Genomic DNA, 24202 nt, shown 5'->3' with positions numbered 1-24202 from the left:
ACTCCAACCTCTCTGAGAACTCGTTGAACTTTTGTAAAAAAGTATTAAAATATTATTTCTTCCTGCATTCCCCATTGTCCATAACTGCTATTCCACAACAGGCAACAAAAGAGTGACAACGGTTCCTTGTCCTTCTTCACTTTCAATTTTTAAAGGGCAAGCCTGAAGTTGACAAACTTGGTGGGCAATTGCTAGCCCTAAACCAAACCCCCCTCTTGGTCGAGCATTATCCCCTCGATAAAAACGCTCTGTCACGCGCTTAAGTAATTCTGGTGTTATACCCTGCCCGTAATCTTGTACTTGTAAAGGAACATACTGATGCTGCTCGATCTCCACAGGTGCCAGGACATTCAAATGTACAACTTGAGAGTTAGGAGCGTATTTAATAGCATTATCAAGCAAGCTAAGGATGACTTGTCCTGTTAGCTCTGGATCGACCCAAATGGTAGGTACAGGGGAAGTAACACATAGCTCTAGTTTTAAATCTGCTTGCATGGCAGAGGGCTGCATCCGGAAAATACATTCTTGAGCGATCGCCACAACGGAAACTGCTTGAGGTTGAATCTGGAGTTGTCCTGCATCAACTTTAGATAGCAGAAGCAACCGCTCTACCAGGTGAGAGAGATAGTCTGTCTCACGACAAGAACGTTTCAGATAATTGAGCGCTTTATCTCCGGTTACCATACCATCAATTACTGCTTCCAACCCCAAACGCAAGCTCGTCAGTGGAGTTCGCAAATCATGAGAAACGTTTGCTACTAATTCTCGACGCGCTGTTTCTTGTGCTTGAAGAGCCATGAGCGTCTGCATGAGCTTGTGTGTCATTTGGTCGAGTAAACGACTCAGCTGAGCAAGTTCATCGTTACCTTTTAAAGCAGAGCGAGCGGTATAATCACCTGCTTCTAACTGTCGTGCTTGACGATGAAGAACTTGCAAGGGATTGGTCAAAGTTCGCGAGAGGAGCAAGCCAGCAGTTACAGCGACGGTCACAGCAACAATTGCCATTCCCATCACCAGTCCTTTGACTTGTTGGGCAAATTGTCTGGGACGTCTCAGAGGCATAGCAACATAAACTGCTCCTACAACTTGGTTACTGGTCACATCTCGAATAGGGGTTGTACTGTAGAGCCACCAAGGGTAGTGAGAATCTCCCTCCACCTGCAAACTACCCCTTTGAGCTACACCTGCTAAAGTTTTGAGGACTAAATCAGAAGGTATCTTGACAGGACGAGAATCTTGTACTCCCTGGCTAATTATCCTTACCTCTGTAGTATTATAAAAAACAACAACTTGTACTTTTCCTTGTTGGCTAGTTAAGCCAGCAAGCTGATTGACAATACTAAAATTGTTCTGGTTGATTTGTGCTTGGGTCGCCAAAGCATTTGCTTGCTGCTTCAAACTTGCTTGAGCATCCTGAACAAAAAACTGCTTCAGTGCTGTATCCAAAGTAAAGGAAAATGCAACAAAACTACCTAGAGTTACGCTTAGTAGAGTGAGTGTTAATCTGGTAGAAACGCTTTGCAACAGTTTCATTATTCGCTCACTTGAAAGCGATAACCAACTCCCCAAACAGTTTGAATATATTCAGGATGCGCTGAGTTTAATTCAATTTTTTCCCTTAACTTGCGAATGTAAACATCTACAATCCTGACATCGCCCTCAAAATCATATCCCCAAACTCGCTCTAGCAGTTCTTCACGAGTGTAAGCACGTCCCGGCGAAGAAGCTAACTGAGCTAACAAGTCAAATTCTTTGCCACGCAAATCCAACAACTTCCCTTTGAGGTATGCATGGTGCTGTTCGCAGTCAACTACAATACCACGCTTGCGTATGACATCACAATAACCTTGTGTGTATGCCCGTCGTAGCAGGGCTTTTATTCGTGCAACGAGTTCCTTTGCGCTGAACGGTTTGATAAGATAGTCGTCTGCACCGATTGCCAGTCCCTGAAGGCGATCGCTTTCTTCTGCTCGTGCTGTTAGCATCAAAACAGGCATGAAGTAACCTGATGTTCGTATTTGTTGGCATATTTGAAAACCGTTAACATCAGGCAACATAATATCTAATACTACTATATCTGGATGAAAACGTTGAACTTGAGCAATGCCCTCATAACCATTGATAGCCCTTAGACAGCGCCATCCTTCTTGCTCAATGTAAAGCTGCACCGTTTCTTGAAGACTGGTATCATCTTCAATAATTAGCACACTCGGAGTGGCTACCATAGTCTTATTTAAGATACTTAAGCCTTGTACTTTTATCATCTTCCTGTGTTTTGAGTGAATAGACAAGATTGTATTCAGTATTTAAGCAAAGTAGTAGGATGCCATAAGCGCATTTTCTCTGTGGATTTCTGAGTAATTGCTCCAAAACACCGTAACTATCCATAGGTATTTGTAATTTCCTTTATTAATAAGTCAAAGTTCCATTTGTTGCTTTGAGCTTCATTTTGATTGATAGATATTAAAAATGTGTGAATCCTTAGCAATTTGTTGAAGAGTCAAGACTGCGTAGGTTTTGCGGAAAAAATAAAAATGTGTTTGTTGGGTTTCGTTCCTCAACCCAACCTAATATTCGAGAACCCTTACAGTATTGGTTAAAGAGATATAAAACGCTCTTTTTTCTTTGACAACAGATTCACAGATTTTTAAAACTTTTGTATTAGAATGAGCAGTCGTCATCAATTTAGAGGATGTTCATCTATGTGGGTGCTTAAGAAAACACTGTTTGTCTGCATACTGCTCGTTTCTTTACTAATAGCTTTAGTTATAGAGACTACTTTTCTTCAATCAGTAAAAGCAGTTTCTCCTTCAGTAGAGATACCAATTTCCGATCGCGTCTACACCGCCGATCAATCCTCCAATACAGTTTCTGTCATTAACCCAGCAACCAATACTCTTGTGGGGCGAATTACTTTAGGAAATCCTCGCCCCAATGTTCTCAGCCCTTTGTATAAAGGAGAATTAAACGTTCATGGCTTGGGCTTCTCACCAGATCATCGGACGTTGGCTGTCATTTCAACTGGTTCTAATGCTGTCACACTAATTGATACAGCAACCAATGCCATTAAAGGAACAATTTACCTGGGGCGTTCACCACACGAAGGCTTCTTCACTCCTAACGGACAAGAACTGTGGGTTACTGTACGTGGTGAAGACTACATCTCTGTTATCGACCCTAAAGCATTGAAAGAGATACGCCAAGTCAAAGTGGCAAATGGTCCTGGTATGCTTATGTTTAGCCCCGATGGAAGTCGAGCTTTTGTTTGCTCTAGCTTTACACCAGAATTTGATGTAGTAAATACACGTTCTTACAAAGTGGAGAAGCGAATTCCTGTTGTCAGCCCATTTTGTCCAAATGTGGCAGTTACTCCTGATGGTGGAGAGGTTTGGTTTACCCATAAGGACATTGGAAAAGTTAGCATTCTTGATACTCAGAGCTTAACGGTTAAGACAACTCTAGAAACAGGTCCAATCACAAATCATGTCAACTTCGCTGATAACAGCAAAGGTAAGTTCGCTTATGTTACTGTAGGTGGGCTGAATCATGTAAAAGTCTATCAGCGCGGTACAAATCCTAACCTAGTTGCAACAATTCCCGTTGGCCAATTACCGCATGGAATTTGGTCTTCGGATGACGGTACGCGAGTGTACGTGGGACTGGAAAATGGAGATGCCGTTGATGTGATTGACACTATAGCGCAGCAACGGATCGAGCGCATACCTGTTGGTTATATGCCGCAAGCGCTGGTTTACGTCTCTAATGCCGTTCCTAAAGGTGAAGGTCGAGAAAATCTTCAATCCCCCAAGGAAAACCTTACCCTCAATATAGGGCTCAAATCACCAAAGCAAGGTAAAGCGATGGGTAATGTGACGATTCGCTCTCTCGGTTATTTAGATGGATTGGATATATTAGTTATGGAACTCTTGCCCAATCAAGAATATGGATTGTATCTTGTGGACGATAACCGTTCACCAGAAATCATTACTGCCTTACAAACTGATGCTAAAGGAAACGGAATGGGTCAAGCTACTGGGACACTCAGGGAAAGACTAGAGCTAATAACCCGTTCGGGAGTCAACAAGAACAAACTAGTCGTTTCACCTAGAAACTCTCAAAATCCCCTAAACGAATCAGTTTTGGTTATGCTTGAACCGTGTTGTTGATACAGTATTAACAAATTTTTTGAAATAATAAAATTAAGCCTGCGCGAGCAGGCTTTGTTTGTATCTCCAAGGTAGTAGTACTAGCTTGTGGTAACTACCAGTTGAAGCAACTGCCGTCTAGACTTATAGTCTAAGGGGGATCAAGATAGTTGTCCGAGGCTCACTATGTCCGATCAAACGATTAGCGCTGCTGTCGCTAAACTTTACAACACCTACCCCTTCCCCCCTGAACCATTATTGGACGAACCGCCCCCAGGTTACAATTGGCGCTGGAATTGGTTGGCTGCTTATAACTTTTGCACGGGTCAAAAACCTCACAAGCAGGATATCCGTATCTTGGATGCTGGCTGCGGTACGGGGGTGGGAACTGAGTATCTCGTTCACCTCAATCCTCATGCTCGTGTTGTCGGTATCGATCTTAGTGCTAATGCTTTGGCAGTGGCAAAAGAGCGTTGTCAGCGTTCTGGTACAAATCGTGTGGAGTTTCATCACCTGAGTTTGTATGACGTGGAACAGTTACCGGGTGAGTTTGATTTGATTAATTGTGTGGGTGTACTTCACCACTTACCCGATCCTATCCGTGGCATTCAATCTTTGGCGAAGAAGTTAGCTCCGGGTGGTTTGATGCATATCTTCGTATACGGAGAGTTGGGACGCTGGGAAATTCAACTCATGCAAAAAGCGATCGCACTCCTTCAAGGTGACAAGCGGGGCGATTACCGCGATGGTGTTCGAGTTGGACGGCAAATATTTGCTTCTTTACCAGATAATAACCGCATTCTTAAAAGAGAACGGGAACGATGGTTGTTGGAAAATCAACGGGATGAGTGCTTTGCTGATATGTACGTACATCCTCAGGAAATTGATTACAACATAGAAACTTTGTTTGAACTCATTGATGCTTCGGGGTTGGATTTTGTGGGTTTTTCCAATCCCAGTTTTTGGGAGTTGGGGAGACTTTTGAGTAAAGCACCGGAGTTAGTAGAGCGAACAAAAGAGTTGAGCGATCGCCAGCGTTATCGCTTAATAGAGTTATTAGATCCTGAAGTGAGTCACTACGAGTTTTTTTTGAACCGCCCACCGCTACCTAAAACAGATTGGTCAGCTTCAGACACAATACTAGCAGCAATTCCAGAAAGAAATCCATGCATAGAAGGTTTCCCCAGTCAATGTCTGTTGAACTACGATTACCAACTTGTTAATTTATTGGAAGCAGAGTTAAAGTTTTTACAAAGTTGTGATGGGAAATCAACAGTGGGAGAAATTTTGGCAAGCGTACAGTTAGAGTTAGATAGGGTGCGAGAGCTTCTTAAACAACAGTTAATTATGTTAAAGGGAGTAGGGAGTGGGGAATAGGGAGTAGGGGTAAGAAAATTTTTACCCACAAGCATTGTAAGCTCTTGCTTGTGCGTATCTAGGTTGAAATAATCACCTTGCCAACTTGAGATGCACAACACCACTAAAACGGTAAAATAAGAGTTAGAAGAATATTCGCGCTGTTAGATCCCCAAATTCTTCAAGAAGTCGGGGATCTAGGAGTTCATCAATGGATAAAAGGGTAAAAATTTATTCTTTTTACCCAAGTCTTGTGTATTAAAAATCTTTTTTATGCATTCGCATCTACTAAATTTTTTCTTCAGACAATAAGTTAATTGTTTTTTTCTAAAGTATTGTTACCCAATCGTGATATGATTCAGCTGGCTGAGCAAACAGTCAACACAAATAACTGTACTGGTTTCAACTCCCGTGAGCTTGTCAAACGACTCAATTAAATACACGCCGACAACAGGACAAGATTCAAAGCCCGGTTTGGAGAGCCCAGAACCGAAAAGCTCCTCAATGCAAGAGTTTTACCATCTCTACCGAGAAGTGTTACTCATCACTCTTGTATTGACAGGGATCGTATTTATCTCCGTATGGATTTTTTATTCCCGAAACGTTGCTCTGAATTATTTACTTGGAGCATGCACTGGTGTGGTTTACTTGAGGATGTTGGCAAAAGATGTTGAGCGTTTGAGCAGAGAAAATAGCCAGCTGAGCAAAACTCGGTTAGCTTTATTAGTAGGAGTTATTCTACTGGCATCACAGTGGAATAAACTGCAAATGTTGCCCATATTTTTGGGATTTCTCACTTATAAAGGTACGCTTCTCATCTACGTAGTTAGGGGGGCATTCATCCCTGACTCGTCAAAGCTCCACCAGACCTTAAAAGGCGATGGCGCGAGTGCTTTTCGGGAGGAAAATCCATAACGCGATACAGCTTTAGCCGTAATCGCTCACTTATCGCTTGCCTCTTTATCTCCAGTTAAGATTGGAGAAACGAATGACATGGAAAGAAAATGCTAAATTTTCTGAACGTTTTTTATTCCTTTCCTTTTGCCTCATTGGAAGTGGGTCATCATTTCTACTGGCAATTGGGTAACCTGAAACTGCACGGGCAGGTTTTTCTCACCTCTTGGTTTGTAATTGCTATTTTAGTAATAGCTTCACTAGCAGCTACTCGCAGCATCCAAAAAATTCCTAGCGGCATACAGAATCTCATGGAATATGCCCTGGAATTTATTCGAGATCTGGCAAAAAATCAAATAGGTGAGAAAGAGTACCGCCCCTGGGTGCCATTCATCGGCACGCTGTTTCTGTTTATCTTCGTATCGAATTGGTCAGGCGCTCTGATTCCTTGGAAGGTCCTCAAATTGCCGTCGGGAGAGTTGGCTGCTCCGACCAATGATATCAATACGACAGTAGCACTGGCGTTACTGACTTCATTAGCTTACTTTTACGCCGGTTTTAGCAAGCGCGGTTTGGGTTACTTTAAAAAGTATATAGAACCGACGCCCATTTTATTACCGATCGCGATTCTTGAAGATTTCACCAAGCCCCTATCCCTAAGCTTCCGTCTATTTGGTAACATTTTGGCGGATGAGTTAGTTGTGGCTGTGTTGGTTCTCTTGGTTCCTCTGTTCGTACCTCTGCCAGTCATGGCGTTGGGATTATTTACCAGTGCCATTCAAGCCTTGGTTTTTGCCACCCTAGCTGCGGCTTACGTTCACGAGGCACTAGAGGGACATGGTGGTGAAGAACACGAAGGTCATTGACCAACTCAATAAGATTTTAGATGCCTGAATATTAAGTTCAAGGCGCGATCTAAAATCTAAGAATCTCTCAAATCAAAACCCATTCATTTTGTAGTAAAGGTAAGGAAATCAAGATGGATCCATTAGTTTCTGCTGCTTCAGTTCTAGCTGCTGCTTTGGCGATTGGTTTGGCTGCGATTGGACCTGGTATTGGTCAAGGAAATGCTGCAGGTCAAGCAGTAGAAGGTATTGCCCGTCAGCCAGAAGCTGAAGGAAAAATTCGCGGAACTTTGCTGTTGACCCTAGCATTCATGGAATCTCTGACCATTTACGGTCTGGTAATTGCCCTAGTACTATTGTTTGCTAACCCATTTTCCTAAGAGTTAAAACTTGTCAGTTGTAGAGACGCGATGGTTCAAGTCTTGACAACTGACAAGACCTTTATAAGTTAGTCGATCCTTGATAGCTATAGGGTCTCTAAAATGAAAGGCTGGATGATTGTAGATGCCACAAAAACAGCGGTTCGAGCCGAATAAGGAGAGAAATGTTTGATTTCGATGCTACTTTGCCCGTAATGGCATTGCAGTTCCTGCTGTTGGCAGCTTTATTGAACGTCATTTTCTACAAGCCCCTTACCAAAGCGCTGGACGATCGGGAAAATTACATCCGAACGAATAATCTTGAAGCTAAAGAACGTTTGGCTAAAGCCGAGCGCTTAACTAAAGACTATGAGTTGCAGCTAGCCGACGCTCGCAGGCAAGCACAATCTGTTGTAGCACAAGCTCAGGCTGAAGCACAAAAGATAACTGCCGAAAAAGTGGCTGAGGCGGAAAAAGAAGCTCAGGCTCAGCGAGAACAGGTGGCTCAAGAAATAGACCAGCAAAAACAAGAGGCTTTGCGTTCATTAGAGCAACAAGTCGATGCTCTCAGTAGGCAAATTCTAGACAAACTACTGGAACCAACTTATTAGATAAAGCGGTTCTGTGTAAGCATACGCGCAACGGGGCGTTGCTCCGGTCAGCGCTTCATTCGAGTGTCAATTTGACACTTTTTCCCTTGGGGAAAATTCAACGTAACTAGCAAGGGAGCAGCGCAGTTGTAGATGGGTATCATAGGGACTGTTTTATTTTTAGCCACTGAGGCATTAGCAGGAACAGAATCGGAAGGTGGTTTCGGTCTGAACACGGACATCCTAGAAACCAACATCATTAACCTGGCGATTCTAGTTGGCGTATTATTCTACTTTGGACGTAATGTTTTAAGCAATACCCTGAACGAACGGCGCTCAAATATTGAAGCGACAATTCAGGAAGCAGAAGCGCGTGCAAAGGAGGCAGCGAGCGCCCTCTTTGAGGTTCAGCAAAGACTGACTCAGGCACAAGCAGAAGCACAGAAAATTCTCAAAGCGTCTGAAGAAAATGCTCGCGCATCTCGTGAAGCAATTCTGGCGGAGGCAGCTAAGGATGTGCAACGCTTGAAAGAAACAGCATCTCGGGATTTGGACGCGGAAAGGGATAAAGCGATCGCGTTCGTGAGAGCGCAAGTCGTCGCTATGGCATTGCAAAAAGTCGAGTCGCAACTACAGACTGGAATTGCCGACGATGCTCAACATAGATTAATCGATCGCAGCATAGCGCTACTCGGAGGGAGCTAATGACAAGCAAAATAGCAACATCTGAAATAGCCAATCCCTACGCCCAGGCGTTGATGTCACTAGCGCAAGCGAGAAACCTGACAGATCGTTGCGGCGAAGAAGTCCGTTCGTTACTTGGTTTGCTATCGGGAAGTGAGGAATTGCGAAGCTTTCTGATTAACCCGTTTGTGAAGCTAGAAGATAAAAAAGCTGTCATCACCCGCATCCTTGGAGATGGTGCTGATACCTACTTCCGGAATTTTTTACTGCTGCTGGTAGATAGAAGGCGGATTTCATTGCTCGAACCAATTTGTCAGCAATATTTAACGCTGTTGCGGCAACTAAAACAAACTGTTCTTGCGGAAGTAGTTTCTGCGGTTTCCCTCACTGAAGCACAGCAACAATCTGTCAGAGAAAAAGTCATTGCGTTGACTAATGCTCGTGAAGTGGAATTGGATACAAAAATTGACCGCGATTTGATTGGAGGTGTCATCATTAGAGTAGGATCTCAAGTGATTGACGCCAGTATACGGGGTCAGCTGCGCCGCTTATCATTACGCTTAACTAGCGGCTAATTAATGAGGGAGTGGGAATGGGGAATGGGGAATAGGAAATGGGGTAAGTAAGCAGCCAATTCCTACTCCCTACTCCCTACTCCCTGAGTTTTTAGTAGAGTTCCAAGTTCTAAGAGTAAGACAAATGGCAATTAGCATCAGACCAGACGAAATCAGCAACATTATTCAGCAACAGATAGAACAATACGACCAACAAGTCAAGGTAAATAATGTTGGTACTGTTCTACAAGTGGGTGACGGTATTGCCCGCATCTATGGTCTCGACAAGGCCATGGCAAGCGAGCTACTAGAGTTTGAAGACGGCACTGTTGGCATCGCCCAAAACTTGGAAGAAGACAACGTGGGTGCGGTGCTTATCGGTGATGGTCGTCAAATTCAAGAAGGTAGCTCCGTAACTGCAACTGGCAGAATTGCTCAGGTGCCAGTAGGGGAAGCGATGATTGGACGAGTTGTAGATTCTCTCGGTCGTCCAATTGATGGCAAAGGGGAAATCAGAACCACAGAAACCCGTTTGATTGAATCACCAGCACCGGGGATTGTGGCTCGTCGTTCCGTACACGAACCCATGCAAACGGGGATCACAGCTATTGACGCAATGATTCCCGTTGGTCGCGGTCAACGGGAATTGATTATTGGTGACCGCCAAACTGGAAAAACTGCGATCGCAATTGACACTATCCTCAACCAAAAGGAAGAGAATGTGATTTGCGTTTACGTTGCGATCGGTCAAAAGGCGTCTACTGTAGCTAACGTGGTACAAACACTGCAGGACAAAGGCGCAATGGCATACACAATTGTTGTCGCCGCCAATGCCAGTGACGCCGCTACCCTGCAATATTTGGCTCCTTACACTGGTGCTACCCTTGCTGAGTACTTTATGTACAAAGGGAAAGCGACCTTGGTGATTTATGATGACCTTTCCAAGCAGGCTCAAGCTTATCGCCAAATGTCCCTGCTGCTGCGTCGTCCACCCGGACGGGAAGCTTACCCTGGAGACGTTTTCTACATCCACTCCCGCTTGTTGGAACGGGCGGCTAAACTCAACGATGAACTCGGTGCTGGTAGCATGACGGCTCTACCCATCATCGAAACCCAAGCAGGGGACGTATCTGCTTACATCCCCACCAACGTGATTTCCATCACAGACGGTCAGATATTCTTGTCCTCTGACTTGTTTAACGCTGGTATCCGTCCGGCGATTAACCCCGGTATTTCTGTATCGCGGGTGGGTTCAGCTGCTCAAACAAAGGCAATGAAAAAAGTTGCTGGTAAGTTGAAGTTGGAGTTAGCTCAGTTTGACGAATTGCAAGCTTTCTCACAATTCGCTTCTGACCTAGATAAAGCCACTCAAGACCAGTTGGCAAGAGGTGCTCGTTTGCGGGAACTCTTGAAACAGCCACAAAACTCGCCTCTATCAGTTCACGAGCAAGTTGCTCTTCTTTACGCTGGTATTAACGGTTACTTAGATGATGTACCAGCAAACAAAGTGACTGCTTTTGCTAAGGGTCTGCGCGAATATTTGAAGACTGGGAAGCCTCAGTATACAGATAGCGTAAAGGCAAAGAAAGTTCTAGGTGATGATGAGGAAAAAGCCCTCAAGGAAGCAATTACCGAATTCAAGAAGACCTTCTTAGCAACAGCGTAACAATTTTGGATTTGGGATTTGGGATTTTGGATTGAATCTAAAGTCCTAAATCCAAAATCTAAAATCTAAAATCTAAAATCGAATTATGCCAAATCTAAAAGCAATACGCGATCGCATTCAGTCGGTCAAAAATACCAAGAAAATTACAGAAGCCATGCGGCTCGTGGCTGCTGCTAGGGTACGTCGCGCTCAAGAACAGGTGATTGCAACCCGCCCCTTTGCAGACCGCTTGGCTCAGGTACTGTATGGTTTGCAAACCCGCTTGCGGTTTGAAGATGCAGACCTCCCCCTACTGCGGAAAAGAGAAGTGCGGTCAGTAGGGATGCTCGTGATTTCAGGCGATCGGGGATTGTGCGGCGGTTACAACAACAACATTATTAAGCGTGCTGAAAACCGTGCCAAAGAAATCAAGGCAGAAGGTCTTGATTACACATTTGTCATTGTAGGACGCAAAGCCGGTCAGTACTTCCAACGCCGAGAGCAACCTATTGATGCAACCTACACTGGCTTAGAGCAAATTCCTACTGCAGCAGAAGCCACAAAGATTTCTGACGAACTACTCTCCTTGTTCTTGTCTGAAAAAGTAGACCGGATTGAGTTAGTATACACCAAGTTCGTCTCTTTGGTCAGTTCTCGTCCTGTAGTACAGACCCTGCTTCCTCTTGACCCACAGGGCTTGGAAGCACAAGATGATGAAATTTTCCGCTTAACAACCCGTGGCGGTCAATTTGAGGTAGAACGCTCAAAAGTAGCTACCCCAACACGGACTTTGCCTCGCGACATGATTTTTGAGCAAGACCCCGTACAAATTCTGGATTCTCTGCTACCTCTGTATCTGAGTAACCAGTTACTGCGAGCACTGCAAGAATCTGCTGCTAGCGAATTAGCAGCGCGGATGACAGCAATGAGTAGCGCTAGCGACAACGCTAAAGAACTCATCAATACTCTCACCCGGTCATACAACAAAGCACGCCAAGCCTCAATTACCGATCAAATTCTTGAGGTGGTGAGTGGTGCAGAAGCGCTAAAATAAATAGATTTTAGATTTTAGATTTTGGATTTTAGATTCAATCCAAAATCCAAAATCTAAAATCCAAAATTTCTAGTGGCACATTTGAAAATTCCGTACTACAATAGAACATATAAACCACACGGGGCTTTAACGGTTTCGACGTGGTGGCGAAAGCTGCTCTATGATTCAGGTCGAGAGTGAGTCGTCTCTCGAAAATCAAAGGCTCAAAAAAATAGATGCAAACAACATCGTACCTTTTGCTCGTAAGCAAGCTCCTGTAGCTGCCTAATAACCTCTAACTGGTTCGAGCGCTTCTAGTCTGACTCCGTTAAAGGCTAGAGGCAACCCCCAACGGATGCGCTAGCAGTGTTCTCTGATTGGCTGACTAGCTAAGACTTAATCAGAGCATCCTACCGTTCGGGATAAAGAACGATCCCCGCCCTGAGGGTAAAAAGGGCTAAACCTGTGAATGAGTGGGGGGTGAATACCCATTGCGGACATGGGTTCAACTCCCATAAGCTCCATAAGTTAATCTAAAGGCGCACCCATCAGTTGATAACTTTTACTGATGGGTTTGCTTTTACTCCTTTTCCTCTCTAAAATTATCGATACTTGTAGGGTGGGCATTGCCAACTTCCATAAGTAATCTTCTGGCGAGAAGGGAGTAAGATTTAAAAATAAAATACGATTGCTATCAATACTGCTCGGTTAAGATAATTGAGGTGTCAGAACCCCGGTAAATAAGTACGAAACCGGGGTTATAATTTCCGCTTATCCGAGTAATATTGCCATCGCTATGAGTAAATCAGAAATTTTTGTTATTTGTGAAAATCCAGCTTGTAGTAAAGAATTTACCAAGCGATTGGCTGAAGTTAAGAGAAGTGAAAAATTAGGAAGACAGCATTTTTGTTCTAAGTCATGTTACGGAAAGTTTAAAGGTTTAATGAATTTTGGCGATAAGATAAATAAGGATACTTCTTATTTACGGAACATCATTAGAAGGGATGCTTTTTCTCCCTACAGGTATCACTTAAAAGTCATAAGCTACATCCCAGAACTGCTAGTTTGGACAGAATAGACTCCTCAATTGGTTACATCCCAGGAAATGTTCAATTTGTTAGCGTAATGGCTAATTTTGCTAAGAGAGATTTTAAAGAAGAAGAACTTTTAGAGTTTTGCCAATCTGTAATTAACTACAGACAAATAGGTTAATACTATTACGCCTACTAACTTAAAAATAGAGCATTGGGCATTGGGCATGGGAGAAGAAAATTTTCATTGGTTTTGGTGTACGAAAGTACAATCGTGCGATTCGCATTCCTATCAGATAACAAGTTTTCATTTATACAAACTTTGTCTATATCAAGTTTTCATAAAGCCGAAGCTGTACTAAAGCACCGATTGACCTCAAGACTGCTTGGTGCAAGCTTTTTAACAAGGTATTTGACTTTGCGTATTTTCTACAATAAATTACCTAAACATAATAATCCACAGGCAGTACAAGTATTACAATTGAGACACAAGAATTGCTATTTTTAAATGAATTAATACATGAAACTGTAGAACAAGTTATGCATAACACAACTAGAGCACAGCCAACAGGACTGAGTTTAGAGCTTTTTCACGTTCAAACGAACACTTCGTTTGACTTACCACTAAATTTTACCGTACTTCGTATTGGTAAGCCAAAAGACCAGATAGTACCAGATATCAATGTTGTTAACTTACCCAATGCTGACTTTGTTTCGCGTCTTCATGCAGAAATTCATGTAGAAAAAGGCACATACTGTCTTGTCGATCTGGGAAGCGCTAATGGTACATTTGTTAACAATATTAGGCTAAAGCCAGGAAAGCGCCATAAGCTCAACTTTGGCGACAAAATTGATTTGGGGTCTGGGGGGAACGTAACATTTTTATTTTTGAATAAACAGAGTGCGGTTGCTCAATCTGATAAAACTGCATTAAACCACTTTCCTACAGTGATTCAGGTTGAATTGTTGGCAAACGCCAAACCATCTCTTGTGGAGCGTTCTAACAAATTTGTAGGCATAATGGTGATGCTTTTAGGTGTTTTGATTTTAGCAGTGAATATACTCATTGATATGAAAATGGGTCTTCCAGGTGTTATACTATGCTCTGCTGCCGTCGGAGCTTTATCTTTGCCTCGTATCAACCAAAATGTAGGATGGCTTTTGATGGGCTTGGGAATCTCAATTATGTTGTTCAGTGAAAAAGCCTTTGCACCAATACCCCTGCTAGCTATCCTTGCAGGTTCCATCCTGATAATAGCTGGATATCACTTGTATACGACGGAGAAACTACTAAACTTCAGTTTCCCTGTTAAGGGGCGAAAAAAATAATCTGCGTTATTGTCAAGCATACAATGTTAATTGCCGCAATGCTTGCAGTTTAAATTATGTCTTTAATTTTGACTAACACCCAGCAGTGGTGCCTTGACTACGAAGCTGCTTCTGCTAAAGACAAACATTTGTTGATGGTAGAGGCGCTAGAAAACCCAATTCCATCAAAAGTGATTGAGGAAAGCGATTTGGGGATATTGCTAGTAGAACTCGTAGATGAGTTGGGTAGCAATAATCTCATTTCAGATGCTTTAGCACTGATGGAAAAAGTTCAGCAGCAGCAGCCAGAACTTTATGCTCAAGAATTTCAATATCTTGATACCCTACAGGTAAAGTATTACCTTTTTTCCAATCAACCGGAACTTTTGAGCTACTGTCTTGCTCAATTTAAGAACGATCCTATTAGCAGCATCGATCAAATGATGTCTTCCCTTGTTGAGTATCTGCGATTTTATGGTGCAACACGAGAAATCGTTGATTTATGCAAGAGTACTTATCAGCCGATCAAAAATTCACAGGAAGTGCTTCCTGGCACAGAGGATGAACTGGCTAGTGTCATCCTGATCGATCTTATGGAAAAAGTTTATCGCCAGTTGCAACAAGGTGAAACAGTTGATTGGGATGCATTTGGTGATGCAGCCAAGCAGTATGTAACAGAAGAGTCTCAACTTTGGATTGCGGAAGTTCGTCGCAACTTAACTAAAGAAATAGAAGTCAATCAACAATTTTTTGCTGATTTTAAAACAGAGCAGAAACGGGATGATAATCTACGTGCTTTATCATTGGCATTTTCTATCTATATGGCTGTTCAAAAACAAGTCAGTTTTATCACAAGCCAAAGACTTTGGGGAGCCTTTTTTGAATTTCTGAGTTCCCGAAAATTACCACGCAACCAATTGAGCTATCCCGATCAATTCTTTACTTTTTCTGAAGAAACACTAGACAAACACATTGCCCAGTTGATTGGAGGTTTACTATCTGATGGTCAAGCAGAAGCAGCCGCCGTACTTTGGGGAACTCCTTATGTCTATGACTTTTTATTGAACAAGCAAGTCATTGGACAAGCAGTACATCAACAGGCAATTGCTGTGACAAATGTACTTAAACAAAAAATGATTGAATTTTTTGATAAGTACTTGTGGCAGTTAGATTTTGTCCATCGCTGGCTACCTCCCGATAGTGTATCTGAGGCTGATTTTACTGCTGAAGCTACCTTGTTTGCTAGGAGTATTGAAAAAGTGACTCCTCTTGCAACTGAACCAGGGAAAGGTAATCTTGAGTCCTTTTACAATCAATTTAAAGATTTTGATTTGGATATAACTGATGAGGAAGAATCACAATTTTTGCCAAATCCAAGACCATCTGAGCCACCTGATATAAAATCAGAAAAGCCACCCAAGAAACGTAAGTCTCCGCTCATGCAAGCAGCAGATTTGTTTGATAGAAATAATTCTTCAAAGGGCAAGCAGAAGAAGAAGAGGTAATAACTGTCTTTTAAGAATGAGAGCTTTCTCCACCTACCGTAGGGGCGCAAGACCTTGCGCCCCTATTAGTCTAAAACGACCATTATCCGTTGATACGTATGGTGTGTAATTTGTACAGTGCGTAAGTCCTATAATTTACAATTTACAGATCCCAAAACAACGAAAAATAATATACTGAATATAGTGCTAATAATAGCCAGCAATGTATTAGTATATAGATTTGGAGCCTAAGATATGGTGAGGTTTTTGTGGCAAAAAATAAATTACCTTTTGATAGGAATCTTGCTGTTTGCACTACTCGCTTCTTGTCAGCCAACAGCACCAACAGCTGAGTCACCATCTCCAGCAGAGACAACTGCAGCCACACCCGCAGCCACACAAGCTCAAACCGCACCAGCTCTACCTGTAGCCTATGTCGATCGCGAACTGGAAACCCCCGCACAGTTACCGCCATTACCCTATGCTTATGAAGCGCTAGAGAAAGTTATTGATGCAGAAACTATGAAACTGCATCACGACAAGCACCATGCAGCATACGTTAACAATCTGAACGATGCATTAAAGAAGCATACCGAACTGCAAAACAGAAGTGTAGAATCTTTATTGCGTGACTTAAACAATGTACCTGAGGATATTCGTAACACAGTACGCAACAACGGTGGCGGACATCTCAACCATACTATTTTTTGGCAGCTTATGAGTCCCAAAGGTGGTGGGGAACCAACAGGAGCAATAGCAACAGAAATTAATCAAACTTTCGGTAGCTTTGATGCCTTTAAGAAACAATTTAACGAAGCAGGAGCAAAGCAATTCGGTAGTGGTTGGGTTTGGTTAGTGCGTAATCCCCAAGGTCAACTGCAAATTGTACCCACACCCAATCAAGACAACCCGATTGCTGAAGGCTCTTACCCGATTATGGGTAATGACGTGTGGGAACATGCATATTACCTCAAATACCGCAATCGTCGCGCTGAGTATTTAGAGAAGTGGTGGAATATAGTGAACTGGTCGGAAGTCAACAAGCGAGCACAAGTCAAGTAATCAGTGACCAGTGACCAGTACACTTAATTGGTGAGTTAGAAGGATGAGAGAAATGGGCATTTTAAGAGTAGTTCACATTGCTCCTGCTCCTCTTTAACTGTCCATGCCTGCATCCAAACATTACCAACCAACTGCTAGAAACGCTCGGTCAATATGCGATCGCATTCTTCGTGCAACAAAAGTTTGGTGTAAATTATGTGAAAGGTTAGAATCGAGCTATTGGTACACCATCAAATTCTAAAATTTCGTTATGTTACAAACGTTTAGAGCAACCTTAAGGGGAGACTCATTGGAGTGGGGGGAAGAAGTGCAGCGCTTGTCTAAAGACAGTCGCCCAGTGCAAGTGCTAGTTACAATTCTCGAAGAAGAGCCAATGCAAGAGAAGAATGGGCGCGGTCAACGGATGGCAGCAGTGTTGGAGAAGCTAGCACAAGCACAAGCTTTTGCAGAAATCGATCCAGTAGCTTGGCAGCAAGATGTGCGACAAGATCGAGAACTTCCTGGTCGGAATGAATAATGCTTCTGGATAGCAATATTATTATTTATGCGGCTCAACTTGAAAATAGCAGGCTACGTGAGTTTATTGCAGAACAGGAGCCTGCGGTTTCAGCTTTGAGCTACGTGGAAACACTAGGTTATCATCGCCTGAGCGATATAGAACAACAGTTTCTTGAAGAATTTTTCTCGGTATCGCTAGTTATCCCTATTTCCCAACCCGTACTGGATCGAGCAGTCGCGTTACGACAAATACGACGCATGAGCTTAGGGGATGCCATTATTGCGGGAACTGCATTATCGCATAATCTAAAGCTGGTTACGCGAAACATGAAAGATTTTCAATGGATTGAGAGCTTACAGTTGTTGAATCCTTTTGAGAGTATAGCAATTTTGTACTCATAGCTCTTATTGCCCCCGTACCGTATGTGGGGGTAAACCTTTTGTGGTACAGCCAACAAGTTAAGCTCAAGCGAAACAAGTTTAAGGGGCGAAATCTTCAATCGTGGAGGATCAAAATTTTCTGCTCCAAATAATGCTGAAGCAAACGATCGCTCTTGATAAATTGCCGGATTTCAGTTAACTGTTCGCCGCTAATTTCAGTTATTCCAGGAACAAAACATATTCCCAAAATAAATATCTTAGGTGGGAGATATTTCCCTGTTTGTTTATAATTTACTGTTGCCACAAGCTCACCATTTTTTCTAAAGCCAACGCGTAGTGTAAATCTTCTATTGGGCTGTCGCTGTGGACAAGTAGGCTATGTTAAATTATGTGACTAATGCCCAATAGAAATATACAAATTAGATAGTTGATTGATAGACTCAAATCGCTCCGGAAGCCTCATCCCTTTATTGAGAAAACCTTAAGAGATTCCTGGTTAATTTAGGCAGGAATCACTTGAACAATAAGTGAGCGTTTATCAAGCGACTGGACTTTACCCACTGAACTTAGATTAGTTACAATGCGGTCTAGCAGTTCTCCAGCATGACCGCGATTTTGATGTTCTCGACCTCGCAAACGAATGACAAACTTTACTGAATCGCCTTTACTCAACCACTCAATGGCTTGATTGATGCGTAAATTGTAATCAGCCACACCCACATTTGGACGCAGCCGAACTTCCTTAAGTATCGGTCTAGCACTCTGGCTCTGACGTTTTTTCTTTTGATACTGAAGCTTGCCATAGTTGAGAATCTTCGCCACTGGGGCCTCTTTGCCTTCGGAGACGACAACTAGGTCAAGATCTACGCTCTGGGCTAGCTCTAGAGCCTCACGGGTGTCGCTCAGCCCACGATTGTTATTCTCATGGTCAATCAAGAAGACTTGAGGTGACTTGATTTGTGAGTTAATGGGTTGCTTTTGGATTACGATAATGATTTCCTCTTACTTGTTCAACACGTTGTTCTACAATTAATACCAAGGTAACACAACGCTAACTATGAACATAATCCTGAGCTTTTAAATGCTTAAGGAGAGATTGTACTAAGACCGCATTGTCAAATTGAAGTAGAGCGCTCACTAGAATTGAGAGCGCGATAAGCGCTCTTTCAGCTTGCGCCGAAGCGATAAGCGAAGCTTAACGGCTAAAGCCGTATCGCACAGCTAACCGCCAATACCAATCTAGCTCTAAACTTAGCTACAGCAAACAATGAAAGGATTAGAGAGATTTTAAAATATCTATATGCTGAACAACCCAACGGCAGAGGTGGAGCGAGCGGAGATCTGAACGCTGTTTAACTTCATAATATGTTATGCAACTTATGAAAACTTCATTTCCACTTCAAGGACTGCAAGCTGCTCGCCTTTCTGACTACACAGCTTTCATGTACTATTGGATAGTCACCTGACCAGTGACCAGGGCTATGACACAGACTCAATTGAAAGACTTGAACAACTTCCTTTACTCTCGCCGTCGTTACTACGGTCAAGTTAAACCAGAGAATTTAGTCTTTAATGCTAACCTCCAAGAATTTGCACAGAAGGTTACATACATTACTTGTTTAAAAACTGGGGGAAAATTAGCTCCTGAAGAAGCTTACAAGCAGATTGAGACACTCTGGGAACAGTTGGAACGCCGCAAATACGAGTTGGTTGTTGGTATAAATTCAGAGAATGATGTAAGTATTGGTGGTTGAAAGGTTAGCCTGCGATCGCTCTAAACTAAGCCAAGTTCATAGTTTATGGTTCAGAATAGAGAGAGACTTTTTTATCAAAATATATTGATGCAACCCTCTTCTCCTACGATTCCCGATTTAGTTGTTTCTGGATTCCATGCCCTTTCCGAGCCGCTACGAGTTAGTATATTGGAACTCCTTCGAGACAACGAATTTTGTGTATGTGACTTATGCGAAGCGTTAGGGGTAACCCAATCAAAATTGTCTTTTCACCTCAAAACCCTCAAAGAAGCAGGTTTAGTCCGTTCGCGTCAGGAAGGACGCTGGATTTATTACAGCCTTAATCTACCTCAATTTGTTGTCCTTGAGCAGTACTTATCAGAGTTCCGCCGCTTCAGCCAGATCTTGCCTACTCGTGCCTGTAACGAGTTATCCTAAATATTAATTTTTTTGATAAATTTCTGTAAACAGATACAAGATTTTTGTTGACAAATCAATTTTTTTTGAAATGATAGAAGTATATTCTTAAATGTCATAGAAATAAGCCATGAAAAGGTCAGTGAAGTTGGCTTTTGCAATGGGAATGTTGCTTGTGATGCCTAGTTGGTTGGCAACACCTAGCTTATCGGAAGCTAAGCGATCGCAATTACAGATACCAGCAACAGAGCCGTCAAAGATAGCGCAAGCACCAACGATTAATATCGATGGTTCTAGTACGGTTTATCCGATAACACAGGCGATCGCAAAAGAGTATCAGTCAAACCGAAACAATCAGGTGCAAGTGACAGTTGGTGTGTCCGGTACAACAGGTGGTTTTGAAAAATTCTGTGCTGGAAAAACAGACATCAGCAACGCCTCTCGACCGATTGTGACTTCGGAGATGGAAGTTTGTAAGAAAAATGGTGTAAGGTACATAGAACTTCCCATTGCCTTTGATGCTCTTACCATAGTTGTAAATCCACAAAATGACTGGGCAAAAGACATTACCATAGCGGAGTTGAAAAAGATTTGGGCACCTGCGGCTCAAGGCAAAATCACTCGTTGGAATCAAGTACGTGCATCATGGCCCAACCGTCCCTTAAAATTGTATGGTGCAGGTAACAAGTCTGGTACTTTTGACTACTTTACAGAAGCAATTGTTGGAAAATCCAGAGCCAGTCGAACAGACTACGTAGCCAGCGAAGACGATGAAGTCTTAGCAGAGGGAATTAGTAAAGATCCAGAAGCTCTAGGTTACTTTGGTTATGCCTATCTTGAAGAACACAAAACTAAGTTAAAAGCACTAGGTGTAGATAGTGGTAAAGGAGTGGTGCTGCCTTCGCGTGAAACTGTAGAGAAAGCCAAGTATCAACCACTATCGAGACCTCTATTTATCTATGTTAATCCTTGGTCTAGCGAGCACAAACAAGCAGTATACCAATTTGTAGATTTTTATATTAAGAGAGCACCAAAAGTCTCAAGCTCTGTAGGTTATGTACCTTTGCCTGCAGAAGCTTACCATATCGATTATGTTCACTTGCATCAAGGCAAAGTGGGAACAGTGTTTGCAGGAAAAGCTCAGTTCGATCTGACAATCGGGGAGTTATTAAGGAAACGAAAGCAGTTTTAAAGAGAGTTCAGGTACTGACGCAGTGACGCTAAGTATCATCAGCAGTTGTGCAGGTACTTAAGTGGGTACAGATGAGCGTTTGATACCGTTGTCGCTTTGATTGCTTAATAAAGCATTTGAGCGGCGCTCTCGAAAGGAGAATTTATCAATTTTTTTAAGTTAATTACCAAACAAGCTACACTTAAAACTTAAATGGGCAAATCACTTGAAAACCGATTATGCTAATTTAGCATAAAAGTATCAAATTTTTTAAAGATTAAGGAGTCTTGGAAGTAAAAGGAGGCATGAGGCTAAAATTTACGCATTTCTCCCAACTCACTTCTCTAAAAAAGTAAAAAATATTACTTGAAGATTGACCGATTTCCGAAAATTGCATCCACCTAGATATTATGCGGAATTAGTGATGAAGAGAAAAAATCTTATAGCGCAGCTTTCGTTTCTTGACCGCTTCCTAACCCTGTGGATTTTTTTAGCAATGGCTATTGGAGTCTGCATCGGTTATTTCGTCCCTGGAGTCGATACCTTTATCTGGGAAAGGCAGAGGGCAGAGGGCAGAGGGCAGAAGGGAGGAATAAGTTAAGAAGGTATCAAGTAATACCCTTTGTACCGTCTGACCTCTGCCAATGGGGTATAAAACCCCACCGTCTATACGGTGTCTACAATCGGTTGGAGTCAGAATCCCCAACAGAAGTGAGCAATCAAGCCTCTGCCTCCTGCCTCCTGCCTTCTTCAATAACCAATTCCAAATAAATTTCGCGATCTCAACGGAGAAATTCAACCATGAAACGTGTCATGTTTGTCTGCAAGAAGAATTCTGCCCGTTCTCAAATGGCGGAAGGCTTTGCCAAAACTCTTGGCAAGGGAAAGATTGATGTAACTAGCTCTGGGTTAGAAGCAAGCCAAGTCAGACCAGAGGCGATCTCTGCCATGCAAGAAGTTGGTATTGACATCACTGACCAATATTCCAAACCTCTGAGTGACTTTAACGCCGAAGATTTTGATGCAGTGATTTCACTGTGTGGCTGTGGCGTGAATTTGCCATCGGAGTGGGTAGTGAGGGAAGTATTTGAAGACTGGCAGTTGGATGACCCAGCAGAACAACCTGAAATTTTTCCCCAGGTGCGTGATGAAATTAAAGACCGGGTTGTGCAACTGATTGCGTCTCTCAATTAAGAACTCACTTCTGCCAGCTGAGGTTCACCTTGTTCGGTCAAGTCGTTGTTAACAAATGAGACAAAGGTTTAAACCAATGGAGCAGCAACTCATCGAACCCATTTCAGAAAACCTGTGGTGGGTGATTCCTAACAAACTTGCGGGTGTTCGTAAGCCAATGGCACAGGAACTGCCTGAACTGCAAGCGTCTGGAGTTGGAGCGATTGTCTCTGTAATGGATGACCCCTCCAACCTGGATGTGTATCAGCAGGCAAACATTCCTCATCTCTGGGTACCGATTAAAGGAGGTACTGCCCCTAACGAGGAACAGCTTCAGGAATTACAGAATTTTATTGATACTCAAAATAACCTTAGCAATGCAGTTGCCGTTCATTGCACAAGTGGAAGACGGAGGACGGGAACAATCCTAGCTGCTTACCTGATTTGTACGGGCGCATCTTATGACGATGCCATCCAAACAATTCACAGTGCAAACCCTGAAGTCGAACTGCGAGAAGCTCAAACCACTTTTTTGCGAGAGTTGGCAGGAGAATAAGCACGCCATGACTCACTTTGCAACAATTTTACATATTTGAACAATTTACGTCAAAATCAACCAGAAGTCAGTTCTTTTTAGGTTTAAAAGGAAATTTTGATGGGTATACACAATCCACAAGCCAGTACAACCCAAGTAAAAGCTGGGAGCAATCTCAGTTTTTTTGAAAAGTACCTTACCGTTTGGGTCTTTTTATGCATTATTGCGGGAATTGCACTGGGAAGATTGTTTCCTGGGGTAGCAGTGGCTCTCGATAGCATGAGCATTTACCAGGTATCTATCCCAATTGCTGTTTGTTTGTTCTTCATGATGTATCCCATCATGGTGAAGATTGACTTTTCTCAAGCGACGAATGCCATTCGTGCTCCAAAACCGGTTGTTCTCACCTTGGTAGTGAACTGGTTAATCAAACCATTCACAATGGTGGTTTTCGCACAGTTTTTCTTAGGATGGTTGTTCCGTCCTTTGATAAGTGGATCTGAAATCGTTCGCGGCACTGAAGTTGCACTTTCTAATTCCTACATTGCGGGTACAATTTTACTTGGAATAGCTCCTTGTACGGCAATGGTATTAATGTGGGGGTATCTTTCCTATGGCAACCAAGGGCATACTTTGGTCATGGTGGCAGTGAATTCTTTAGCAATGCTGTTTTTGTATGCACCCTTAGGTAGATGGTTATTAGCAGCAAATGATTTAGCAGTACCGTGGCAAACAATATTTTTGTCAGTACTCATTTATGTAGGTTTGCCGTTAGTTGCTGGAATGTACAGCCGTTACTGGATCTTAAAGAATAAAGGTAGAGAGTGGTTTGAACGGAGATTTTTGAAGTATCTCACTCCTATTTCGATCGCTGCCTTGTTAATTACATTGGTACTGCTATTTGCTTTTAAAGGAGAACTGATTGTCAATAATCCTTCGCATATCTTGTTAATAGCCGTACCGCTCTTTATTCAAACTAATTTCATTTTCTTGATGAGTTATGTAGCCGCGTTAAAGCTTAATCTCTTTTATGAAGATGCTGCACCAGCAGCCTTGATAGGAGCTAGCAATCATTTTGAAGTTGCTATAGCTACGGCAGTGATGTTATTTGGTTTAAATTCTGGTGCAGCGTTAGCTACGGTCGTTGGTGTTTTGATTGAAGTGCCAGTGATGTTGATGTTGGTTGAGTTTTGCAAACGTACAGCAGCTTGGTTTCCACGGGAACCTGAAAAGGCAACTTTACGAGACCCCCGTTGTTTAACAGTGACCAGGTTTAACAGTAACCAGTGACCAGTGACCAGTGA

27 protein-coding genes and 1 other RNA gene are annotated in these 24202 nt (G+C 42.7%); 24 read left to right on the top strand and 4 right to left on the bottom strand.

Annotated features, from left to right (window positions below):
• Positions 1 to 87: 87 nt before the first annotated feature.
• Entirely contained in the window at positions 88 to 1533 is a 1446-nt protein-coding gene (locus WA1_RS46590) for a sensor histidine kinase (protein ID WP_017744938.1), read from the bottom strand.
• Complete coding sequence (locus WA1_RS46585; RefSeq protein WP_026134827.1) at positions 1533 to 2225, bottom strand: response regulator transcription factor; 693 nt, start codon at positions 2223 to 2225, stop codon at positions 1533 to 1535. Before WA1_RS46585 ends, WA1_RS46590 begins: the two co-directional genes overlap by 1 nt.
• A 477-nt stretch (positions 2226 to 2702) precedes the next feature.
• On the opposite strand from WA1_RS46585, the gene WA1_RS46580 reads away from it, so the two are divergent.
• The 18 genes from WA1_RS46580 to WA1_RS46500 all read left to right on the top strand — a co-directional run bounded on the left by WA1_RS46580 (position 2703) and on the right by WA1_RS46500 (position 17890).
• Positions 2703 to 4166, top strand: coding sequence for a YncE family protein (locus WA1_RS46580; RefSeq protein ID WP_017744936.1), 1464 nt, complete (start codon positions 2703 to 2705; stop codon positions 4164 to 4166).
• A gap of 165 nt (positions 4167 to 4331) precedes the next feature.
• Positions 4332 to 5522, top strand: a complete 1191-nt coding sequence (locus WA1_RS46575) for a class I SAM-dependent methyltransferase (protein WP_017744935.1) — start codon at positions 4332 to 4334, stop codon at positions 5520 to 5522.
• A 390-nt stretch (positions 5523 to 5912) separates the two neighbouring features.
• Positions 5913 to 6416, top strand: coding sequence for an ATP synthase subunit I (locus WA1_RS46570; protein WP_051077068.1), 504 nt, complete (start codon positions 5913 to 5915; stop codon positions 6414 to 6416).
• Between the two features lie 89 nt (positions 6417 to 6505).
• The gene (gene atpB, locus WA1_RS46565) at positions 6506 to 7261 is read left to right on the top strand and encodes a F0F1 ATP synthase subunit A (protein WP_017744933.1); all 756 of its coding nucleotides are present in this window, start codon (positions 6506 to 6508) and stop codon (positions 7259 to 7261) included.
• Between the two features lie 113 nt (positions 7262 to 7374).
• Entirely contained in the window at positions 7375 to 7620 is a 246-nt protein-coding gene (atpE, locus tag WA1_RS46560; RefSeq protein ID WP_008233924.1) for an ATP synthase F0 subunit C, read from the top strand.
• A 164-nt stretch (positions 7621 to 7784) separates the two neighbouring features.
• Positions 7785 to 8210: a F0F1 ATP synthase subunit B' gene (locus WA1_RS46555; RefSeq protein ID WP_017744932.1), complete on the top strand. Its 426-nt coding sequence runs from the start codon at positions 7785 to 7787 to the stop codon at positions 8208 to 8210.
• Between the two features lie 132 nt (positions 8211 to 8342).
• On the top strand, positions 8343 to 8894 hold the full coding sequence (locus tag WA1_RS46550; RefSeq protein WP_017744931.1) for a F0F1 ATP synthase subunit B: 552 nt from the start codon (positions 8343 to 8345) through the stop codon (positions 8892 to 8894).
• Complete coding sequence (gene atpH, locus WA1_RS46545; RefSeq protein WP_017744930.1) at positions 8894 to 9448, top strand: ATP synthase F1 subunit delta; 555 nt, start codon at positions 8894 to 8896, stop codon at positions 9446 to 9448. The genes WA1_RS46550 and atpH overlap by 1 nt, the downstream gene beginning before the upstream one ends.
• 124 nt (positions 9449 to 9572) lie before the next feature.
• The gene (gene atpA, locus WA1_RS46540; RefSeq protein WP_017744929.1) at positions 9573 to 11093 is read left to right on the top strand and encodes a F0F1 ATP synthase subunit alpha; all 1521 of its coding nucleotides are present in this window, start codon (positions 9573 to 9575) and stop codon (positions 11091 to 11093) included.
• 85 nt (positions 11094 to 11178) lie between these two features.
• Entirely contained in the window at positions 11179 to 12126 is a 948-nt protein-coding gene (locus tag WA1_RS46535) for a F0F1 ATP synthase subunit gamma (RefSeq protein ID WP_017744928.1), read from the top strand.
• Between the two features lie 120 nt (positions 12127 to 12246).
• Positions 12247 to 12632, top strand: a transfer-messenger RNA (tmRNA) gene (ssrA, locus tag WA1_RS46530).
• A 269-nt stretch (positions 12633 to 12901) separates the two neighbouring features.
• Positions 12902 to 13183 (top strand): hypothetical protein, encoded by a 282-nt coding sequence (locus WA1_RS46525; RefSeq protein WP_017744927.1) that lies wholly within the window; start codon positions 12902 to 12904, stop codon positions 13181 to 13183.
• Between the two features lie 493 nt (positions 13184 to 13676).
• The gene (locus WA1_RS46520) at positions 13677 to 14465 is read left to right on the top strand and encodes an FHA domain-containing protein (RefSeq protein ID WP_033335627.1); all 789 of its coding nucleotides are present in this window, start codon (positions 13677 to 13679) and stop codon (positions 14463 to 14465) included.
• Positions 14466 to 14521: 56 nt separating this feature from the next.
• Entirely contained in the window at positions 14522 to 15949 is a 1428-nt protein-coding gene (locus WA1_RS46515; protein WP_017744925.1) for a hypothetical protein, read from the top strand.
• Positions 15950 to 16183: 234 nt separating this feature from the next.
• Complete coding sequence (locus tag WA1_RS46510) at positions 16184 to 16990, top strand: superoxide dismutase (RefSeq protein WP_017744924.1); 807 nt, start codon at positions 16184 to 16186, stop codon at positions 16988 to 16990.
• Between the two features lie 77 nt (positions 16991 to 17067).
• Entirely contained in the window at positions 17068 to 17199 is a 132-nt protein-coding gene (locus WA1_RS61020) for a hypothetical protein (protein WP_272819370.1), read from the top strand.
• Positions 17200 to 17240: 41 nt separating this feature from the next.
• Positions 17241 to 17507, top strand: a complete 267-nt coding sequence (locus WA1_RS46505; protein ID WP_017744923.1) for a hypothetical protein — start codon at positions 17241 to 17243, stop codon at positions 17505 to 17507.
• Positions 17507 to 17890: a type II toxin-antitoxin system VapC family toxin gene (locus WA1_RS46500; RefSeq protein ID WP_017744922.1), complete on the top strand. Its 384-nt coding sequence runs from the start codon at positions 17507 to 17509 to the stop codon at positions 17888 to 17890. The genes WA1_RS46505 and WA1_RS46500 overlap by 1 nt, the downstream gene beginning before the upstream one ends.
• Before the next feature lie 94 nt (positions 17891 to 17984).
• Here WA1_RS46500 and WA1_RS46495 read toward each other — a convergent pair whose 3' ends face one another.
• Together WA1_RS46495 and infC are read right to left on the bottom strand one after the other, a co-directional pair.
• Positions 17985 to 18173, bottom strand: coding sequence for a hypothetical protein (locus tag WA1_RS46495; protein WP_017744921.1), 189 nt, complete (start codon positions 18171 to 18173; stop codon positions 17985 to 17987).
• A 197-nt stretch (positions 18174 to 18370) separates the two neighbouring features.
• A complete protein-coding gene (gene infC, locus WA1_RS46490) occupies positions 18371 to 18838 on the bottom strand; it encodes a translation initiation factor IF-3 (protein ID WP_272819474.1) in 468 nt (155 codons plus the stop codon).
• A gap of 512 nt (positions 18839 to 19350) precedes the next feature.
• On the opposite strand from infC, the gene WA1_RS46485 reads away from it, so the two are divergent.
• From WA1_RS46485 to arsB, 6 genes are all read left to right on the top strand, one after another.
• Complete coding sequence (locus WA1_RS46485) at positions 19351 to 19623, top strand: DUF7219 family protein (RefSeq protein WP_017744919.1); 273 nt, start codon at positions 19351 to 19353, stop codon at positions 19621 to 19623.
• Positions 19624 to 19710: 87 nt separating this feature from the next.
• Entirely contained in the window at positions 19711 to 20040 is a 330-nt protein-coding gene (locus tag WA1_RS46480; RefSeq protein WP_017744918.1) for an ArsR/SmtB family transcription factor, read from the top strand.
• A 109-nt stretch (positions 20041 to 20149) separates the two neighbouring features.
• Positions 20150 to 21211, top strand: coding sequence for a PstS family phosphate ABC transporter substrate-binding protein (locus tag WA1_RS46475; RefSeq protein WP_017744917.1), 1062 nt, complete (start codon positions 20150 to 20152; stop codon positions 21209 to 21211).
• 780 nt (positions 21212 to 21991) lie between these two features.
• Complete coding sequence (gene arsC / locus WA1_RS46470; RefSeq protein WP_017744915.1) at positions 21992 to 22384, top strand: arsenate reductase, glutathione/glutaredoxin type; 393 nt, start codon at positions 21992 to 21994, stop codon at positions 22382 to 22384.
• Positions 22385 to 22460: 76 nt separating this feature from the next.
• A complete protein-coding gene (locus WA1_RS46465) occupies positions 22461 to 22919 on the top strand; it encodes a phosphatase domain-containing putative toxin (RefSeq protein ID WP_017744914.1) in 459 nt (152 codons plus the stop codon).
• A 99-nt stretch (positions 22920 to 23018) separates the two neighbouring features.
• Entirely contained in the window at positions 23019 to 24188 is a 1170-nt protein-coding gene (arsB, locus tag WA1_RS46460) for an ACR3 family arsenite efflux transporter (RefSeq protein WP_017744913.1), read from the top strand.
• Positions 24189 to 24202: the final 14 nt, after the last annotated feature.

It is taken from the genome of Scytonema hofmannii PCC 7110, assembly GCF_000346485.2.
Taxonomy (GTDB): Bacteria; Cyanobacteriota; Cyanobacteriia; order Cyanobacteriales; family Nostocaceae; genus Scytonema; species Scytonema hofmannii.
This window is presented reverse-complemented; position numbering and strand designations above follow the sequence as displayed.

What these genes read in the sequence shown, in the direction of transcription:
- WA1_RS46590 (WP_017744938.1), bottom strand. Translation starts at nt 1,533, where the DNA reads ATGAAACTGTTGCAAAGCGTTTCTACCAGATTAACACTCACTCTACTA.
- WA1_RS46585 (WP_026134827.1), bottom strand. Translation starts at nt 2,225, where the DNA reads ATGGTAGCCACTCCGAGTGTGCTAATTATTGAAGATGATACCAGTCTT.
- WA1_RS46580 (WP_017744936.1), top strand. Translation starts at nt 2,703, where the DNA reads ATGTGGGTGCTTAAGAAAACACTGTTTGTCTGCATACTGCTCGTTTCT.
- WA1_RS46575 (WP_017744935.1), top strand. Translation starts at nt 4,332, where the DNA reads ATGTCCGATCAAACGATTAGCGCTGCTGTCGCTAAACTTTACAACACC.
- atpB (WP_017744933.1), top strand. Translation starts at nt 6,506, where the DNA reads ATGCTAAATTTTCTGAACGTTTTTTATTCCTTTCCTTTTGCCTCATTG.
- atpE (WP_008233924.1), top strand. Translation starts at nt 7,375, where the DNA reads ATGGATCCATTAGTTTCTGCTGCTTCAGTTCTAGCTGCTGCTTTGGCG.
- WA1_RS46555 (WP_017744932.1), top strand. Translation starts at nt 7,785, where the DNA reads ATGTTTGATTTCGATGCTACTTTGCCCGTAATGGCATTGCAGTTCCTG.
- WA1_RS46550 (WP_017744931.1), top strand. Translation starts at nt 8,343, where the DNA reads ATGGGTATCATAGGGACTGTTTTATTTTTAGCCACTGAGGCATTAGCA.
- atpH (WP_017744930.1), top strand. Translation starts at nt 8,894, where the DNA reads ATGACAAGCAAAATAGCAACATCTGAAATAGCCAATCCCTACGCCCAG.
- atpA (WP_017744929.1), top strand. Translation starts at nt 9,573, where the DNA reads ATGGCAATTAGCATCAGACCAGACGAAATCAGCAACATTATTCAGCAA.
- WA1_RS46535 (WP_017744928.1), top strand. Translation starts at nt 11,179, where the DNA reads ATGCCAAATCTAAAAGCAATACGCGATCGCATTCAGTCGGTCAAAAAT.
- WA1_RS46525 (WP_017744927.1), top strand. Translation starts at nt 12,902, where the DNA reads ATGAGTAAATCAGAAATTTTTGTTATTTGTGAAAATCCAGCTTGTAGT.
- WA1_RS46520 (WP_033335627.1), top strand. Translation starts at nt 13,677, where the DNA reads ATGCATAACACAACTAGAGCACAGCCAACAGGACTGAGTTTAGAGCTT.
- WA1_RS46515 (WP_017744925.1), top strand. Translation starts at nt 14,522, where the DNA reads ATGTCTTTAATTTTGACTAACACCCAGCAGTGGTGCCTTGACTACGAA.
- WA1_RS46510 (WP_017744924.1), top strand. Translation starts at nt 16,184, where the DNA reads ATGGTGAGGTTTTTGTGGCAAAAAATAAATTACCTTTTGATAGGAATC.
- WA1_RS46505 (WP_017744923.1), top strand. Translation starts at nt 17,241, where the DNA reads ATGTTACAAACGTTTAGAGCAACCTTAAGGGGAGACTCATTGGAGTGG.
- WA1_RS46500 (WP_017744922.1), top strand. Translation starts at nt 17,507, where the DNA reads ATGCTTCTGGATAGCAATATTATTATTTATGCGGCTCAACTTGAAAAT.
- WA1_RS46485 (WP_017744919.1), top strand. Translation starts at nt 19,351, where the DNA reads ATGACACAGACTCAATTGAAAGACTTGAACAACTTCCTTTACTCTCGC.
- WA1_RS46480 (WP_017744918.1), top strand. Translation starts at nt 19,711, where the DNA reads ATGCAACCCTCTTCTCCTACGATTCCCGATTTAGTTGTTTCTGGATTC.
- WA1_RS46475 (WP_017744917.1), top strand. Translation starts at nt 20,150, where the DNA reads ATGAAAAGGTCAGTGAAGTTGGCTTTTGCAATGGGAATGTTGCTTGTG.
- arsC (WP_017744915.1), top strand. Translation starts at nt 21,992, where the DNA reads ATGAAACGTGTCATGTTTGTCTGCAAGAAGAATTCTGCCCGTTCTCAA.
- WA1_RS46465 (WP_017744914.1), top strand. Translation starts at nt 22,461, where the DNA reads ATGGAGCAGCAACTCATCGAACCCATTTCAGAAAACCTGTGGTGGGTG.
- arsB (WP_017744913.1), top strand. Translation starts at nt 23,019, where the DNA reads ATGGGTATACACAATCCACAAGCCAGTACAACCCAAGTAAAAGCTGGG.